The 15549-nt window shown below is 74.9% G+C and carries 15 protein-coding genes; 5 read left to right on the top strand and 10 right to left on the bottom strand.

Features of this window, described 5'->3' with window-relative positions; genetic code table 11:
• Positions 1–152: 152 nt before the first annotated feature.
• Positions 153–1412, top strand: coding sequence for a glycosyltransferase family 9 protein (locus tag EDF20_RS12370; RefSeq protein WP_243833478.1), 1260 nt, complete (start codon positions 153–155; stop codon positions 1410–1412).
• A 26-nt stretch (positions 1413–1438) separates the two neighbouring features.
• On the opposite strand, the gene EDF20_RS12365 is transcribed toward EDF20_RS12370, so the two are convergent.
• The 10 genes from EDF20_RS12365 to EDF20_RS12320 all read right to left on the bottom strand — a co-directional run bounded on the left by EDF20_RS12365 (position 1439) and on the right by EDF20_RS12320 (position 11224).
• A complete protein-coding gene (locus EDF20_RS12365; RefSeq protein ID WP_133738866.1) occupies positions 1439–2347 on the bottom strand; it encodes an NAD(P)-dependent oxidoreductase in 909 nt (302 codons plus the stop codon).
• Between the two features lie 232 nt (positions 2348–2579).
• Positions 2580–2753 (bottom strand): CsbD family protein, encoded by a 174-nt coding sequence (locus EDF20_RS12360; protein ID WP_123548416.1) that lies wholly within the window; start codon positions 2751–2753, stop codon positions 2580–2582.
• A gap of 135 nt (positions 2754–2888) precedes the next feature.
• The gene (locus EDF20_RS12355) at positions 2889–3893 is read right to left on the bottom strand and encodes an aldo/keto reductase family protein (RefSeq protein WP_123548417.1); all 1005 of its coding nucleotides are present in this window, start codon (positions 3891–3893) and stop codon (positions 2889–2891) included.
• A gap of 191 nt (positions 3894–4084) precedes the next feature.
• The gene (locus EDF20_RS12350; protein WP_133738865.1) at positions 4085–4834 is read right to left on the bottom strand and encodes an SDR family oxidoreductase; all 750 of its coding nucleotides are present in this window, start codon (positions 4832–4834) and stop codon (positions 4085–4087) included.
• An 80-nt stretch (positions 4835–4914) separates the two neighbouring features.
• A complete protein-coding gene (locus EDF20_RS12345; RefSeq protein ID WP_133738914.1) occupies positions 4915–6336 on the bottom strand; it encodes a PfkB family carbohydrate kinase in 1422 nt (473 codons plus the stop codon).
• A gap of 26 nt (positions 6337–6362) precedes the next feature.
• Entirely contained in the window at positions 6363–7121 is a 759-nt protein-coding gene (locus EDF20_RS12340) for an SIS domain-containing protein (RefSeq protein ID WP_243833477.1), read from the bottom strand.
• The gene (locus EDF20_RS12335) at positions 7118–8428 is read right to left on the bottom strand and encodes a glycosyltransferase (RefSeq protein ID WP_133738864.1); all 1311 of its coding nucleotides are present in this window, start codon (positions 8426–8428) and stop codon (positions 7118–7120) included. Before EDF20_RS12335 ends, EDF20_RS12340 begins: the two co-directional genes overlap by 4 nt.
• Positions 8425–9462 (bottom strand): glycosyltransferase, encoded by a 1038-nt coding sequence (locus EDF20_RS12330; protein WP_133738863.1) that lies wholly within the window; start codon positions 9460–9462, stop codon positions 8425–8427. The genes EDF20_RS12335 and EDF20_RS12330 overlap by 4 nt, the downstream gene beginning before the upstream one ends.
• A complete protein-coding gene (locus EDF20_RS12325; RefSeq protein ID WP_133738862.1) occupies positions 9459–10601 on the bottom strand; it encodes a glycosyltransferase family 9 protein in 1143 nt (380 codons plus the stop codon). Before EDF20_RS12325 ends, EDF20_RS12330 begins: the two co-directional genes overlap by 4 nt.
• A complete protein-coding gene (locus tag EDF20_RS12320) occupies positions 10598–11224 on the bottom strand; it encodes an HAD family hydrolase (RefSeq protein WP_133738861.1) in 627 nt (208 codons plus the stop codon). Before EDF20_RS12320 ends, EDF20_RS12325 begins: the two co-directional genes overlap by 4 nt.
• Before the next feature lie 107 nt (positions 11225–11331).
• On the opposite strand from EDF20_RS12320, the gene EDF20_RS12315 reads away from it, so the two are divergent.
• The 4 genes from EDF20_RS12315 (at position 11332) to EDF20_RS12300 (ending at position 15413) form a co-directional block, all read left to right on the top strand.
• Entirely contained in the window at positions 11332–12312 is a 981-nt protein-coding gene (locus EDF20_RS12315) for a glycosyltransferase family 9 protein (RefSeq protein WP_133738860.1), read from the top strand.
• Positions 12309–13007, top strand: coding sequence for a GAF and ANTAR domain-containing protein (locus EDF20_RS16080; protein ID WP_166644818.1), 699 nt, complete (start codon positions 12309–12311; stop codon positions 13005–13007). Before EDF20_RS12315 ends, EDF20_RS16080 begins: the two co-directional genes overlap by 4 nt.
• A gap of 87 nt (positions 13008–13094) precedes the next feature.
• The gene (locus tag EDF20_RS12305; RefSeq protein ID WP_123548424.1) at positions 13095–13454 is read left to right on the top strand and encodes a hypothetical protein; all 360 of its coding nucleotides are present in this window, start codon (positions 13095–13097) and stop codon (positions 13452–13454) included.
• Between the two features lie 81 nt (positions 13455–13535).
• On the top strand, positions 13536–15413 hold the full coding sequence (locus EDF20_RS12300; RefSeq protein WP_133738858.1) for a BCCT family transporter: 1878 nt from the start codon (positions 13536–13538) through the stop codon (positions 15411–15413).
• Positions 15414–15549: the final 136 nt, after the last annotated feature.

Raw genomic sequence — 15549 nt, 5'->3', positions numbered from 1 at the left:
TCGTGCCCTACCCCGGCTCGGCGCGCCTCACACGTGGTCGGCGTCGGGGTGGGGTGCCGGGGGCGGACGGCGCAGGAAGAGGAGGAGGGCGAGGAGGAGGGCGTTTGGCCACGAGGCGCGCAGGGCAGGGGACCGACGAGAGAGAGGACCCCGTGCAGCCCGACACCACCGCACCCGCCCGTCCGGCACTCGCCCGCCCGGCCCCCGACCGTCCCGCGTCGTCCCAGCCCGTCCCCGGCCTGCCGGAGCTGCACCCGCGCTTCGACGATGTCCACGAGATCGCCGTCCTCCGTGGCGGAGGCATCGGCGACCTCGTCTTCGCCCTGCCTGCGATCGAGGCGCTCGCCGAGGCGTACCCCGCGGCCCGCCTCACGCTGCTCGGCTCGCCCGTCCACCGGGCCCTGCTCGCCGGACGTACCTCCGGCGTCGACGAGGTCGACGTGCTCCCCGTCGTCCCGGGCGTCGGCGACGCGTCGGGCACCGAGGTCGACGCCGTCGCCACCGAGGAGTTCGTCGCTCGCCACCGTGCGCGCCGCTACGACCTGGCCGTGCAGGTGCACGGCGGGGGACGCAACTCGAACCCGTTCCTGCACCGGCTCGGCGCCCGGCACACGATCGGCACGCGGACCCCCGACGCGATCCCGCTCGAGCGCACGATCCCCTACGTCTACTACCAGCACGAGGTGCTGCGCGCCCTCGAGGTCGTGGCGCTCGCCGGCGCCTCCTCGTCGGGGCGTCCGGTGCTCTCGCCGACCCGGGCCGAGCGGGGCCGCGGGGCGGCGCTCGTCGGCGGTGGTCCGGCCGGCACGTCGGCCGGCGGAGACGGGCGCCCGGTCGTCGCGATCCACCCCGGGGCGAGCGACCCGAGGAGGCGGTGGTCGGCCGACCGGTTCGGCGAGCTCGCCGCTCGCCTCGCGCACCACGGCGTGCGGGTCGTGGTCGTCGGCGAGGGCGACGACGTGGCACTGGCCGACCGCGTCACGACCGTGGCCCACGAGCGCCAGCCGAGCCGCGCCTCCCTCGTGTCGTCGCTGGCGGGGCAGCTCGACCTCTCCGGCCTCGTGGGCGTGCTCGCGTCGGTCGACGCCTTCGTCGGGAACGACAGCGGGCCCCGGCACGTGGCCGAGGCCGTCGGGACGGCGACGAGCGCGGTCTTCTGGTTCGGCAACGTGATCAACGCGGGTGCCCTCGGCCGCACGAGCCACCGTGTCGCGATGGCGTTCAGCACGTCGTGTCCGGTGTGCGGAGTCGACATCACCCAGGTCGGCTGGACGGCGGAGCGCTGCGAGCACGACGCGAGCGTCGTCGACGGGGTGGGGCTCGACGAGGTGTGGGAGAACACCCGGGAGCTGCTCGACGGTGTGCTCGCGGGCCGCGGCACGTCTCTCCCCGTCCAGGAAGCCCGGTCCTGAGCGGGAGGTCGCGGTGAAGGCGTCGCTCAGCGCGTCATGCGGTCCAGCGAGAAGGTCGAGGAGGCGAAGGGCCCGCCCTGGGGACCCGCGGGCTCGGCCGGCTCCCCGGTTCCGGGAGGGACGGTGCCGGCGGGCTCGGGCAGGGGGCCGTCGACGACCGTCGAGGCGTCGTCCTGCGGCCGGAAGCCGACGGCCTCGCCTGCCGCGAGGTCCCACCACCCCTCGGCGTTGGCCGACACGGCGTAGAACACGGCGACCTGCACGTCGGTGGTCATGGCGGCGACGAACGCGCGCACCCCGTCCGGCTCGCTGAGCCAGGTGTGCAGGTGGCGGGTGTCCTCCGGGGCCTCGCCCCAGCTCCCGATGCGGACGGAGACCGTGCTCAGCCCGAACTTGTCCGAGTAGAGGCGGCAGAGCGCCTCGCCCGCGACCTTCGAGACGCCGTAGAAGCCGTCGGGTCGCGGCGGCATGCCGACGTCGACGGTCGTGTCGGTGTCGTACGAGCCCGTGAGGCGGTTGCTGCTCGCGAAGACCACCCGGCCGACCCCTGCCCGGCGGGCCGCCTCGAGCACGTGGTAGGTGCCCACCACGTTCACCGTGGCCAGGTCGTGGAAGTCCGCCTCGTCGCTGATGCCGCCCAGGTGGACGACGCCGTCGCAGCCCGCGAAGAGCTCGGTGAGGGCCTCGAGGTCGGCGACGTCGACGACCTCGCGCCGCTCGGCGGCCGGGCCCGGGGCGGCGTCGGGCCTGGCGGCGTCGGGCACGACGGCGTCGCCCCCGACCGGCGGCACCTCGACGACGTCGGTCGAGACGAGCTCGACGCCGAGCTCGTGCAGCGCGGAGCGGAGGTGCACCCCGATGCGGCCCGCGGCGCCGGTCACGGCCCAGCGTGCTCCTCGGAGGCGGGCGGCGTCGGGCTCGGCGTGGTCGCTCATGCCCCTCACCGTACGGCTCGCCCCCGACACCCGCTCGGCCCGCAGATGCCGACCGTTCGCGTCGATCACTGTCCGTCGTACCCGGATGTCCCCGTATCGCAGCGCGTGCGGTCGGCATCTGCGGAGCCGCGCGCCACGCCGAGCCGGGCCCGGGCAGCAGGCGAGCCCGGCACCTGTGCAGGTGCCGGGCTCGGACCGGGGTGGACGCTCGACGTGTCGGCGTCCGGGTGGGTCAGTGCTGGTCGCCGTCCTTGGCGCGCTCGGTGGCGAGACGGTCCTCGCTCATCGACTTGTCCTTCTGGCCCTGAGCAGTGAGCTCGGCGTCGTCGGTCTTCTTGCCGACGGCCTCCTCCACGTGTCCGGCTGCCTTCTGCACTGCGTCCTTGGCCTTGTCTCCGATGGACATGCGGTTCCTCCTCCTGCTGAGTTCCCGGGATGTCCCGGCTGTGTCGTGGACGGTAGGCCCGCGGCGCCACCACGGACCGCCGTTCGGGATGTTCCCAGGAGGCGGTCGGCCAGTGGTCAGCGCCGGGGCGGCGGCCTAGACCTCGCGGCCGGCGGGCATCTGCGTCTTGCGGGGGTCGGTCTCCGCGAGCCCCTCGAAGATCGACTCGATCTTCGCGAGCACGTCGGCCTCGAGCACGACGCCCGACGCCTTCGCGTTCGACTCGACCTGCTCCGGACGCGAGGCCCCGATGATCGCCGACGCGACGTTCTCGTTGGACAGCACCCAGGCCAGCGACAGCTGCGCCTGCGTGAGGCCGAGGTCGTCCGCGACCGGCTTCAGCTGGGCCACGGCGTCGAGCACGTCGTCGCCCATCCAGCGCTCGATCATCGCGGCGCCGCCCTTCTGGTCGGTGGCCCGGCTGCCCGAGGGCAGCTCGCCGCCCTTGGTGTACTTGCCGGTGAGCACGCCCTGGGCGACGGGCGACCAGACGATCTGCGAGATGCCGAGCTCCTTCGAGGCCGGGACGACCTCCTCCTCGATGACCCGCCAGAGCAGCGAGTACTCGGGCTGGTTCGAGACGAGCTGGATCTTGAGCTCACGGGCGAGCGCGTGCGCCTCGCGCAGCTGCTCGGCGTTCCACTCGGAGACGCCGATGTACAGCACCTTGCCCTGGCGGACCAGGTCGGCGAACGTCTCCATCGTCTCCTCGAGGGGAGTCTCGACGTCGTAGCGGTGCGCCTGGTACAGGTCGACGTAGTCCGTCTGGAGCCGCCTCAGCGAGCCGTTGATCGACTCGGTGACGTGCTTGCGGCTGAGGCCGGTGTCGTTGTGGCCCTTGGGGCCGGTCGGGCCGTAGACCTTGGTGAAGATCTCGACCGACTCGCGGCGCTCGCCCTTCAGCGCCTCGCCGAGCACGACCTCCGCCTGCGTGTTCGCGTAGACGTCGGCCGTGTCGAAGGTCGAGATCCCGACGTCGAGCGAGGCGCGCACGCACGCGGTCGCCGTGTCGTTCTCGACCTGCGAGCCGTGGGTCAGCCAGTTGCCGAACGTGAGCTCGGAGACCTTGAGTCCTGAGTTGCCGAGGTACCTGAATTCCATGGGGTTCTCCTTGTCGGGGGCGCTCCGCTGCGCACCGCCGTCGACGCTACGCCTCGGCGGCGTGAACGTTCACGCCGGGGTACGCCCGCCTGCGGCGACGGCGAGTGGTCAGCTCCTGTCCTCCCCGGCGCGCGGAAGGACGGGAACTGACCACTCGAGCACGACGAGCTCGACGAGCTCGACGAGGCCGATCAGGGCCAGCTGTCCTCTTCGGGGTGCGTCACGACGAGCTCGCGGATCTCGCTGGTCGCGGGCATCCCGAGCACGTAGAGCACGGCGTCCGCGACATCGGACGGGTCCTGCAGACGGGAGTCGTCCTGCGGCTTGTACTGCTCGTCGCGGGCGTCGAAGAAGCGCGTCCTCATCCCGGAGGGGATCAGGGTCGTCACGCCGACGACGCCCTTCAGCTCGGCCGCGAGCGAGCGCGTGAAGCCGACCACGCCGAACTTCGAGGCGCAGTACGCGGTCGCGTCGCCGACGGCCTTGATGCCGAGCGACGACGCCACGGTGACGACCTTGCCGTGCGACTGCTTGAGGTGCGGCAGCGCGGCGCGCACGGTCGAGACGGTGCCGAACAGGTTGACGCCGACGATCGCCTCCCAGCGCGAGGTGCTGATGCCGTCGAGCGGGGCGGGGGTGTCGATGCCCGCGGCGGTGACGACCGCGTCGAGGCCGCCGTGCGCCTCCGCGGCCGACGTGACCGCCGCCTCCACGGCTGCCGAGTCGGACACGTCGACCTGGTGCGCCTCGACGCCCTCGGCCACGCGGGAGACGTCGAGGTCGAGCACGATCGGCGTGCCGCCGGCCCGGAGCACGGCGTGCGCGACGGCCGCGCCGAGCCCGCTGGCACCGCCGGTCACGATCACGCGGCCAGGGCCACGACGGCCCTCGGCGCCGGTGCCGGTGCTGGTGTCGGTCGTGCTGGTGTCGGTCGAGGTCATGGGTGGTTCCTTCCGTGAGGGACATGGGTGTCGTGCGGCGCGGGCGGCCCGGTGCACGGGCGACGACGAGGAGGCGCGGGTCAGCCCACGCGCTCCAGCGCCGACGCGAGCCTCGTCGTCGACCGCCCGGGGTGGAACGGCACCGTGACGGTGCGCCCTCCCCAGCCGGCCACGAGCGAGGCCTCCGGCAGGGTGTCGGCGGAGTAGTCCCCGCCCTTCACCCATAGGTCGGGCCGGACGCGGTCGAGCACGGCGTGCGGGGTATCCTCGTCGAAGACGACCACGGCGTCGACGCACTCGAGCGCGAGCAGCAGGTCGACGCGGTCGCCCTGCGACATGATCGGCCGCTCGGGCCCTTTGAGCCGCGTGACCGACTGGTCGCTGTTGAGGCACACGATCAGGCAGTCGCCGAGGGCGCGGGCGCCCGCGAGGGTGCGCGCGTGGCCGGCGTGCAGGAGGTCGAAGCAGCCGCCGGTCGCGACGACCGTGCCGCCCTCGGCGCGCACCCGTCGCGCGACGGCCAGGGCGTCGACGCCGGGGAGGGCGACGGGCGCAGGAGGCGCGGGCTCGGACCCGGCGCCCGTCCCGGACCGCAGCGCCTCCAGGTCGAGCACCGCGACCCCGCCCGCGCCGAGGAACCACGCCGCCGACCGCACCGCCGTCGCCAGGGCCTCGTCGAGCGACGAGCCGCCGTGGAGCGCCACCGCGAGGGCGGACGCCAGCCGGTCGCCTGCGCCGCACGGGTCGGCCGAGTCGACGGAGGGCGCCGGCACGTGAGCGGGCACGCCGGCGGACCCTGTCGTGGCGAGCACCGCCCCGCGTGCGCCGAGGGTCACGGCGACGGCTCCGACCTGCCACCGGTCGCGGAGGTCGCCCGCGACGGCGCCGGCCGAGGCGACGTCGCCGACGACCGAGCCGTGCAGCGCGGAGGCCTCGCCCTGGTTGGGGGTGACGACCGTGCAGCCGACGACGGGAGGGGAGCCCTTCGGGTGCGGGTCCCAGACGACCGGCGTGCCGCGCTCGGCGACCTGTCGCAGCGCCTCGCGCAGCCGCTGGACACCGGTCAGGCCGCGGCCGTAGTCGGCGACGACGACGACGTCGGCCGAGAGCACGGCGTCGACCATCTCGTCGGTGACGAGCGGCGCGGGGGCGGCGCCGCAGTGGTCGTCGACGCGGGCGATCGCGTGCCCGCCCTCGGCGCGCACGCGGGTCTTGGTGGGGGTGCCCGCGCGCAGGTCGCCCGCGACGACGGGCACGGCGCCGAGGGCACGTCGCAGGTCGTCGGCGCCGGCGTCGTCGGACAGGGCCGTGACCAGGCGCACGGCCGTGCCGTCGAGGGCGAGCATCGCGGCCACCAGGCCAGCGCCTCCTGCCCTCGTGGTGCGCGACGACACGTCGAGCACGGGCACGGGGCCGTCGGGGCTGAGGCGAGTCGCGGTGCCGACCACGTCGACGTCGAGCAGGGCGTCCCCGACGACGACGATCCCGCCGCCGCCGCGCATGCCGCCGCCTCCGCGCACGCCGCCGCTCACGGGCGCGCCCCCGCGGGACGCAGCCCCGCACGGTCGGGACCGGTCGACCCGGTGCGCTCCACCTCCGCGTCGAACACGAGGCAGAGGGCGTGCACGGCGACGAGCTGCGCCTCCTGCACGTTCGACGAGGGGCCGGGCAGCGTGATCGCGTCGTCGCAGGCGGACGAGAGCGGGTTCGGCCCGGGGCCGGTCAGCGCCCAGGTCGTCACGCCGATCCCGCGGGCGGCCTCGGCGGCCTCGATCAGGTTGCTGCTGGCGCCGCTCGTCGAGAGCAGCACGAGCACGTCGCCCTCGCGTCCGTGGCCGCGCACCTGGCGGGCGAAGACCTGCTCGTAGCCGTAGTCGTTGCCGATCGCGGTCACCGCGCTCGACTCGGCGTGCAGCGAGATGGCCGAGAAGGAGGGGCGGTCCGCGGCGAACCGTCCGACGAACTCGCTCGTGAGGTGCTGGGCCTCGGCGGCCGAGCCCCCGTTGCCGGCGGCGAGCAGGCGGGCGCCCCCGCAGAGCCGCTCGGCGAGCTCCACGCCCCAGTCGCGGAGGTGCTCGGCCTCGTCGCGGAGCGCCCGCAGCACGGGGTCGAGGGTGACGAGGTGCTCACGGACGACCTCGGCGAGGTCGAGCGCGGGCGCGGGCGCAGCCGTCGCCGTCGCCGCCGCTGGTCCCGTGATCGGTGGTGCGTCGGGCGCGGCCCGCTCTGCCGGGCTCGTGGCCGTGCGCACGATCGTGATCGGCCGGGTGCGGACGAGCGAGGTCACAGGGTGGCTCCCTTCGTGGAGGCGAAGTCGGTGCGGTCGGTGCGGTCGGTGTGGTCGGTGCGCCCGGCGGGGCCTGCGGCGCGCGTGCGGGCGACCGTCGACCGGTAGCTGCGGTCGGTGCCGGCGGCGACGCGGTCCCACGAGTAGCGGCTGCGGGCACGGCGCCGGCCCTCGCGCCCGTACTGCGCGGCGGTGGCTGGCGAGTCGACCAGGACGCCGAGTGCCCCGGCCACCGCCTCGGGGTCGCGCGTCGGCACGAGCCGCCCGGTGCGCCCGTCGACGACGGTGTCGATCAACCCGCCCACGGAGGCGGCGACCACGGGCACGCCGCAGGCCATCGCCTCGAGCGGCACGATGCCGAACGGCTCGTACCAGGGGGCGCAGACGAGGGCGTCGAGCGAGCGGAGCACCGTCGGCAGCTCGGCCTGGGGCACCTGGCCCCGGAACTCGACCCGGTCGCGCACGCCGAGCTCGTCGGCCAGGGCGGCCAGTGCGCGGTAGGTCTCGTCCTCCGCGAGGCGCTCGCGCGGCGGCCCTCCGACGACGAGCAGCTCGACGTCGCGGCCCTCGTCGACGAGCCGGGCGAGCGCGCTGATCGCGGTGCCGTGGCCCTTGCGGGTGACCAGGCGGCCCACGGTGGCGATCCTCGTCGGCCGGCGCCGCGCCTCCTGCGGGCCCTCGGGGGTGAAGAGCGCGGTGTCGACGCCGCAGGGCGCCACGTCGATGCGGTCGGCCTCGACGCCGATGCCGCGCAGCTCGAAGACCTCGTCCGAGCAGGTCGCGATCACGGTGTCGACCGTGCGGCCGACCTGCGGCTCGAGCTGCGCGCGCTCGGGCGGGCTCGTGTCGAGGAGGCCCTGGTGGCGGCGCTTGACGTGGCCGAGCGCGTGGAAGGTCTGCACGACCGGGACCGTCCTGCCCTGGCCGGCGTCGCGCACCGAGGGGCGGCGGGCGGCGTCGAGCGACGCGACGCCGCTCATCCAGAAGTGGGCGTGCACGACGTCGGGCCGGTCCGCGAGCCACGCCTGCTCGAGGCCGTCGGCGAGGGCCGCCATGTGGGGCAGCAGCTCGTCCTTGGGCACGTGCTCGGCGGGGCCCGCCGCGACGTGGACCACCGTGACGCCCGACGGCATCACGACCCGGTCGGACAGGCCGGCGTCGTCGCGCCGCGTGTAGACGACGACGTCGTGCCCGCGGCGGACGAGCGCGGCGGACAGCTCCGCGACGTGCACGTTCTGGCCGCCGGCGTCGACGCCGCCGAGCACGGCCAGGGGGCTGGCGTGCTCCGAGACCATCGCGATCCTCATGCGTTCGTCCTCTCGTTCGTGCTCGTGCTCGTCCCAGCCGCGCCGGCCGCAGCACGCGGGCCGTCCGCGATCACCGCCTCCAGCACGGCGTCCCACTCGGCCAGGAACCGTCCGAGCCCGTACCGCTCGAGCGCGTGCGCCCTGGCGACCTCGCCGGCCGCGCGGGCCGCGTCGGGGTCGGCGACGAGCTCGCGGGCCGCGCGGACCAGGACGTCGAGGTCGGTCGAGACCGCCCCCGCGCGCGCCGGCACCGCCCGGTACGCCTCGGTCGTGGCCAGCGCGACGACGGGCATCCCGGCCTGCATCGCCTCGATCAGCGAGAGGCCGAGCGACGTCCAGCGGATCGGGTGCAGGTAGACGCGGCACTCCGAGAGGCGGCGATGGAGGCGCGCGGTCGGCAGGTCGCCCACCACCGTCATCGAGTCGGCGCCGAGGCCGAGGGCGTCGGGCAGGCCGTCGGCACCCATGCCGAAGACGTCGAGGGGGGCGGCCTCCGCGAAGCGCGGCAGCAGGTCGCTGCCGGTGACCCGCCAGCGGCGCACCGGCTCGTTGACGACGACGCCGAGGCGGGCGCGCTCGCCGGTGTAGAGGGGCCCGGGGTCGACGACGCCGTGCTCGATCGTCACGGTCGGTGCGTCGCCGCAGTCCCAGAAGAGCGAGTTGAACGCGGTCACGTGCGCGACGAGCACGTCGTCGCGACCTGACAGCGGGTGGACCGAGTTCGGCACGGACTCGCGGGGGGCGTTGTGCTCGACGAACACGGCGGGCACGCGGCCCGCGCCGGTGCCGAGCCGGCGGCCGAGGAGGCGCTCCGCCTCGGCCAGCTCGTCTGTCCGCTGCAGCACGACGAGGTCGACCCCGGCGTCGCGCAGGTCGTCGGGGTGCACCTCGCGGACGTTCTCCGGCCAGTCGCGACCTGCGCGGCCGAGGCCCCACGGGCCTCCCGCGGGCGTCGTCGGCAGGAGGTACTCGTGACGGCCGCGGACGAACGCGTCGGCCCAGCCGCCGTGCACGTGCCAGAGCAGGATCTTCATCGGGTCGCCTCCTCGAGGGTCGGGGCCGGGATGGCGTCGGGGACGGCGGCGGGCGCCGAGGAGGCGCCGGTCGCGCCGGTCGCGCTCCCCGACGAGGTCGCGCCGGGCACGCCCACCAGGTCCGTGAGCGCGGCGACGGCGTCGTGCGCCGTCACCTGCCCGAGGCACGGGTGCCCGGGGACGGGGCACTCGCGCGCCCGCGTGCCGCGGCAGGCGGCCTGCTGGTCGCCGAGCAGTGCGACCGGGACCCCGAACGGCGCCCAGCGCCCGGCCGGGACGACGGGGGAGAAGAGGCTGACGACGGGCGTGCCGACGGCGGCGCTGAGGTGCGCGGGGCCGGTGTTGCCCGTGACCGTCGCGGCGGCGCCGGCGAGGATGCTCGCCAGGCCGGCGAGGTCGGTGCGGCCGCCGAGGTCGACGCCCGCGGTGCCGGCGACGGTGCGCGTCAGCTCGGCCTCGGCGGGGGAGCCCGTGACGAGCACCCGCCAGCCGGCCGCCGCCAGGGCGACGACCGCCTCCGCGTTGCGCTCGGGGGACCAGGCGCGGGCCGGGACGGCAGCGCCGGGGTGGACGACGACGTAGGGACGGTCGCCGAGCTCGGCGATGCCCAGCTCGGACACGTCCGGCCCGGGCAGCACCGCGAGGCGGCCGTCGTCGTCGGCGGGCAGCTCGAAGCCGGCAGCTCTCGCGATCGCGAGGGCGCGCAGCGGCTCGGGCTGGTCCTCGTCGAGGGTCTCGCCGGGCTTCAGCCGCACGTCGAGCAGGCTGCCCGCGTAGTCGGTGCTCGCTCCGCTGATCCGCTCGACGCCGGCGAGGCGGAGCAGCAGCGCGAGCGGCAGCGGCGACTGGTGGAACGACGTGAGCAGCACGGCCTCGTCGTGGCGGGCCTCGGCGAGCAGCTCGGCCAGCGCGGCGACGTGCTCGGGGGTCGCGGCGGGGGCAGGGTCGACGATCCACGGCGCGGCCCAGGTCAGCACGCGGTCGACGCCGGGCAGGAGGCGACCCGCGGCAGCGCCCTGCGGGCTGCAGAGCAGGGTCACCTCGGTGTCGGGGGCGGCGGCCACGGCACGCACGGCCGGGCCCGAGACGAGCACGTCGCCGGCGCTGTCGAGGCGGGCGACGAGGACGCGGCGGGTCACGAGGTCGCCTCGCGCTCGGGGGACGGAAGCAGGCGCGACGTCGCCGAGCCGGCGCGCGACGCGACCTGCGCCAGGTGGGCGAGCGCCAGGTCGACCGCCTCGCGGAGGTCGGCCGCGACGACGTCGGCGTCGGCGATCTCGGCGGGCAGCGTGACCGGGGTCGGCACGAGGACCCCCAGCGCCCCCGCCGCGCGTGCGGCGCCCACGTCCGCGCCGATGTCTCCGATGACGACGCAGTGCGCGGGGTCGACCCCGAGCGTCTCCGCCGCCTGCAGCACGAGACCGGGGGCGGGCTTGCGGCAGCGGCAGCCGTCCTCGGCGACGTGCGGGCACACGGCCCAGGTGCCGAACGCGCCGAGCAGCTCGTCGACCCGCGCGGCGACGTCGTCGACCTGGTCGCGGGTGATCAGGCCGCGGCCCACTGCGGACTGGTTGGTGACCACCCCGGTGGCGACGCCGGCCTCGCGGACCGCGGCCACCGACTCCTCGGCCCCCGGCACCAGCTGCACGAGGTCGGGGTCGCCGTTGTGGGGCACGTCGACGACGAGCGTGCCGTCGCGGTCGAACAGCACCGCCGAGGGCACCGCGAGGGGCCACGAGGAGGCGCGGGTCGACGAGGTCATGCCAGCGCCGTGCCCCGAGGCGCCCCCGCCGAAACGTGCACAGATCACCTTTCTGTCGAAGCCCTCCTGTTCGGGCGGCGGGCGGTCCGGCACGGCAGGCTGTCGGGATGGACCGCCTCCCCGAGAAGGACGACACCCCCGAGTTCCTGGCGCTGCGCGCCCTCAAGCTGGGCGACCTGCTCGTCGCCGTGCCCGCGCTGCACGCGATCCGCCGCTCGCGGCCCGACCACCGCCTGGTGCTCGCCGTGCCCGGTTGGCTCGAGCCGGTCGCCGAGCTCGTCGGGGGGATCGACGTGCTCTGGCCGACCCCGGGGCTCGACCACCCGCTCGGCATCGAGCCGGGGCGGATCGACACGGCGATGAACCTGCACGGCGACGGTCCCGAGAGCCGCGGGGTGCTCGAGCAGCTGCAGCCGCGGGTGCGGCTGGGTCACGCGAGCCCCGGGTGGGACGGCCCGGAGTGGGAGGACCACGTGCTCGAGCGGCACCGTTGGGCGCGGCTGGCGAGCGAGCACGGGATGCCCGCCGACCAGGAGGACGTCGGCATCGCCCGCCCCGACCTGCCGAGCGCCGCGCCCGGTGCGGTCGTCGTGCACGTGGGGGCCTTCTACGGCTCGCGGCACTGGCCCGTCGACCGCTTCGCGACGGTCGTGCGCGAGCTCCGTGAGGAGGGACGGCGGGTCGTGCTCACCGGCAGCGAGAAGGAGCGGCCGCGTGCGCTCGAGGTCGCGGCGCTCGCCGGACTCGACGACGAGGTCGTCGCCGCGGACGTGCTCGCCGGCACGGTCGACCTGGCCGAGATGGCCGCGGTCGTGGCCGACGCCTCCGTCGTGGTCTCGGTCGACACCGGGGCGGCGCACCTGGCCTCGGCCTACGCCACGCCTTCGGTCGTGCTCTTCGGGCCTGCTCCGCCCGAGGAGTGGGGCCCGCCCGCGAGCGGCCCGCACGTGGTCCTCACGGACGCGAGCCTGCGCGTCGGCGACACCTTCGGCACCGAGTGCGACCCTGCCCTGCTCGCCGTGCAGCCCGCCGACGTGCTCGCGGCGGCCAGGGAGGTCGCGCGCAGCCTCGACGGGATCGGCGCGTGACGACGGACGACTCCTTCTTCGCGGCGCTCGCCGCGGACCTGCAGTCCGAGCCCGACCTGAGGGTGACGGTGCAGCGGGCCGTCGGCTACGTCCGTGCGCTGACGCGGTGCGACGAGGTGGCGGTGCGACTGCACGTCGGGGGCTCCGCGGCGCCTCGGGCTGCGGCGACGTCGTCGCGTGGAGAGCGGCTCGACGGGCTGCGCGACGAGCACGGGTCGGCCGCCGCCGACGAGACCGTCCCCGACGAGATCGGAGGGGTCGTGCTCGTCGACGACACCGCGCACGATCCGAGCTGGCCCGCGTGGGCCGCCGCGCTCGCCGCTGAGGGAGTCGGCAGCGTGCTGACCGTGCCCCTCGCCGCGCGGGGCTCGTCGCTCGGCCTGCTCTCGCTCTACGCCGCTGAGGCGGGGTCGCTGAGGCGCTGGGCGGACGACGACTCGCTGGAGCTGCTGGTGCGGCAGGTCGCGGTGGCACTGGTCGACCTGCGCGCCGCCGAGGACCTCGAGACCGTCCGTGAGGCGCGCACGCTCGTCGGACAGGCCCAGGGCATCCTCATGGAGCGCCACGACCTCGACGCCGACCAGGCCTTCGCGGTGCTGCGGCGCTACTCGCAGCAGGGCAACGTCAAGCTCCGCGACGTCGCGGCGCAGCTCGTGCGCACACGGCGGCTGCCGGAGGGGCGTCCAGGCCGCTGACGGCCCAGTGCGCTCCGGCACCTGCCATGGCGAGGCCGTCTCGTCAAGCCGGGGTCAGCCGGACGTGGACGTTCCTAGGCTCTGCCCATGAAGCACGTCAGGTTCGCAGACAAGGACTTCCTCGTCGGGAACGACATCGCCGACGCGATCCTCGAGTACGCCGCCGTCCTCGGCGAGATGCGCTCGGCCGACTCGATCGACATCGTCGCCGTCGGGCCCGACGGCGACGAGGTGGAGGCGACCCTGTTCCTGTCGACCGGGGTCCCCCTCGTGGCGGAGACCACGACGAGCCGGCTGCCCGAGCCGGACAACGCGGAGACGCTCGCCTACATCGAGGCCAGGTTGGCACTGCACCTCGATCCGGCGTCCGTCGAGCCGGCGCTCGGCGGGAGCCCCCTCGAGAGGTACGACCAGTCGCTGGGGGACTGGGCGGCGACCCAGGACTGATCGTCCGCTCCGGCGTGGCCGTCCGGCCTCATCCGAGGGATCGATTGTGACGGCAGGTCGTCGAGCCGTCACCATGGAGGCATGGCCACGACAACTCCGCCCTCATCCGGGCCCACCGCCGACCGTCCCTCGGCGCTCACCGAGCCCGTCTCGACCACTCCGCAGCTGCGCCGCTGGGTCTTCTGGCCAGCCGCCGTCGTCGTCCTCGGCTTCGTCGCCTGGACGCTGATCGCGCCCGCCTCGGCCGAGGCCGTGTTCCTCGGCCTCCAGAGCGGGATCGTCCGCAACTTCAGCTGGTACTACGTGCTGATCGCGGCGTTCTTCGTCGGCTTCAGCATCTTCGTCGGCTTCAGCCGGTTCGGCAGCATCAAGCTCGGCAAGGACAAGGACGAGCCCGAGTTCTCGACCGGTTCGTGGTTCGCCCTGCTGTTCGCCGCGGGCATGGGGATCGGTCTCGTCTTCTACGGCGTCTCCGAGCCGCTCAGCCACTTCGCGTCGCCGCGCCCCGGCGTCACGGGCACCGAGGACCAGCTCGCCCAGCAGGCCCTGACCCAGACGTTCCTGCACTGGGGACTGCACGCCTGGGCCATCTACGTCGTGCTCGGACTCGCCCTCGCCTACGCGATCCACCGCCGTGGCCGTCCCGTCTCGATCCGGTGGGCGCTCGAGCCCCTGCTGGGCGACCGCGTCCGCGGCGGCTGGGGCAACCTGATCGACGTGATCGCCCTGGTCGGCACGCTCTTCGGCGTCGCGACCTCGCTCGGCCTCGGCGTCATCCAGATCGGCGCCGGCCTCGAAGCTGCCGGCATCGCCGACAGCAGCATCGTCAGCCAGATCTCGATCATCGCGGTGATCACCGCCGTCACGATCGTCTCGCTCGTCACCGGCGTGACGAAGGGCATGAAGATCCTCTCGAACTTCAACCTCGTCCTCGCCGCGGCCCTCTTGCTCTTCGTCCTCATCGTCGGCCCCACGCAGTTCCTCCTGCGCGACTTCGTGCAGTCCATCGGGGCCTACCTGCAGAACGTCGTCGGGCTGTCGTTCAACGTCACCGCCCAGCAGGGCACGGCCGGCGAGGAGTGGCAGGGCGCCTGGACGACCTTCTACTGGGGCTGGTGGATGTCGTGGGCGCCGTTCGTCGGCATCTTCATCGCGCGCATCTCCAAGGGCCGCACCGTCCGTCAGTTCGTCTTCGGCGTGCTGCTCGTGCCCACCGCGCTCACCTTCCTCTGGTTCGCCGTGCTCGGCGGCGCGGCCATCCACCAGCAGACCGACGGCTCGGGCGGCCTGATCGGGGCGGACGGCAGCGTCGACATCGAGGGCTCGCTGTTCGCCCTCCTCGGCGGGCTGCCCGCCGGCACCGTGCTGACCTTCGGCGCGATCCTGCTCATCGGCGTCTTCTTCGTCACGTCGTCGGACTCCGGGTCGCTCGTCATGGCGATGATCGCCTCGGGCGGCGACATCGAGCCGAAGAACTGGCTGCGCGTCTTCTTCGCGCTCGTGGCCGCGCTGCTCGCCGTGGCGCTCCTCCTCACGGGCGGCCTCGACGCCCTGAAGACGGCGGCCATCACGACTGCCCTGCCGTTCAGCATCGTGCTGCTGCTCACCTGTTGGTCGACGATCATCGCGTTCACGCGAGAGCGCCGCGCGTACGACAAAGCCGAGCGCGACGTGCTGCTCGAGCACGTCGGCGCCTACTACGGCCTCGAGGTCGACGCGCCGACCCAGGCGGGGAACCGCGGCCTCGGCCGCCCGTGGGAAGCCGTCAAGCGACGGGTCCGGGGTGCCCGCGACGGGTCGGCCGCGAGCCGCGAGGCGTCGTCCGCGGTGTCGGCCTCCGCGGTCGTCGCCGAGCCGCCGCTGCGGGTGGACGTCGTGTCGCCCGACCCGGCGGTCGACGCTCGCCTCGACGAGGTCGCACCCGACGCCACGGACCGGGAGGCACCGGACGGGCGCTGACCGACTCGTCGCGCCGCACCTCCTCGAGGGTCGCCGCGTCTGCGCCGCACGGGCGTCGTCTCCCCAGGAGGCGGCGCCCGTCGTCGTCGCAGGCCGTCGGCCGTCGGCCTCGGCTGTCCCGAGAGCGGCCTCGTCG

The organism is Frigoribacterium sp. PhB116 (genome assembly GCF_004364285.1).
Taxonomy (GTDB): Bacteria; Actinomycetota; Actinomycetes; order Actinomycetales; family Microbacteriaceae; genus Frigoribacterium.
This window is presented reverse-complemented; position numbering and strand designations above follow the sequence as displayed.

What these genes read in the sequence shown, in the direction of transcription:
- EDF20_RS12365 (WP_133738866.1), bottom strand. Translation starts at nt 2,347, where the DNA reads ATGAGCGACCACGCCGAGCCCGACGCCGCCCGCCTCCGAGGAGCACGC.
- EDF20_RS12360 (WP_123548416.1), bottom strand. Translation starts at nt 2,753, where the DNA reads ATGTCCATCGGAGACAAGGCCAAGGACGCAGTGCAGAAGGCAGCCGGA.
- EDF20_RS12355 (WP_123548417.1), bottom strand. Translation starts at nt 3,893, where the DNA reads ATGGAATTCAGGTACCTCGGCAACTCAGGACTCAAGGTCTCCGAGCTC.
- EDF20_RS12350 (WP_133738865.1), bottom strand. Translation starts at nt 4,834, where the DNA reads ATGACCTCGACCGACACCAGCACGACCGACACCAGCACCGGCACCGGC.
- EDF20_RS12345 (WP_133738914.1), bottom strand. Translation starts at nt 6,336, where the DNA reads ATGCGCGGCGGCGGCGGGATCGTCGTCGTCGGGGACGCCCTGCTCGAC.
- EDF20_RS12335 (WP_133738864.1), bottom strand. Translation starts at nt 8,428, where the DNA reads ATGAGGATCGCGATGGTCTCGGAGCACGCCAGCCCCCTGGCCGTGCTC.
- EDF20_RS12330 (WP_133738863.1), bottom strand. Translation starts at nt 9,462, where the DNA reads ATGAAGATCCTGCTCTGGCACGTGCACGGCGGCTGGGCCGACGCGTTC.
- EDF20_RS12320 (WP_133738861.1), bottom strand. Translation starts at nt 11,224, where the DNA reads ATGACCTCGTCGACCCGCGCCTCCTCGTGGCCCCTCGCGGTGCCCTCG.
- EDF20_RS12315 (WP_133738860.1), top strand. Translation starts at nt 11,332, where the DNA reads ATGGACCGCCTCCCCGAGAAGGACGACACCCCCGAGTTCCTGGCGCTG.
- EDF20_RS12305 (WP_123548424.1), top strand. Translation starts at nt 13,095, where the DNA reads ATGAAGCACGTCAGGTTCGCAGACAAGGACTTCCTCGTCGGGAACGAC.
- EDF20_RS12300 (WP_133738858.1), top strand. Translation starts at nt 13,536, where the DNA reads ATGGCCACGACAACTCCGCCCTCATCCGGGCCCACCGCCGACCGTCCC.